Origin of the sequence: Vibrio sp. M260121, assembly GCF_036533715.1 — a bacterium.
Lineage (GTDB): Bacteria > Pseudomonadota > Gammaproteobacteria > Enterobacterales > Vibrionaceae > Vibrio.
The window spans coordinates 1-332 of sequence record NZ_JATABF010000142.1 but is presented as its reverse complement, the minus strand read 5'-3'; the positions used below and the strand labels follow the sequence as shown (position 1 = coordinate 332).

Here is a 332-nt window from a genome sequence, read left to right as displayed (position 1 = left end):
AAGTAACTTTGAGAGAACTACTTGGTTTTCCGAGACGTCGGAAACCGCTACATCGGAAAATCAATTGGAGAAATCACCATGGCAGTGAATGTAAACACAAACGTATCAGCGATGACCGCTCAGCGTTACCTAAACAACGCAAACTCAGCACAACAAACTTCTATGGAGCGTTTGTCTTCAGGTTTCAAAATCAACAGCGCGAAAGACGACGCTGCGGGTCTTCAAATCTCGAACCGCTTGAACGTACAAAGCCGTGGCCTGGATGTGGCTGTTCGTAACGCGAACGACGGTATCTCTATTGCACAAACTGCTGAAGGTGCAATGAACGAGAC

The 332-nt window shown here is 47.0% G+C and carries 1 protein-coding gene; it reads left to right on the top strand.

Going from position 1 to position 332, the window contains the following annotated elements; all coding sequences use genetic code 11:
* Window positions 1-78: 78 nt before the first annotated feature.
* Window positions 79-332 (top strand): flagellin N-terminal helical domain-containing protein (locus QTO06_RS25510; protein WP_023650275.1); only part of this gene is annotated, 254 nt, incomplete at its 3' end.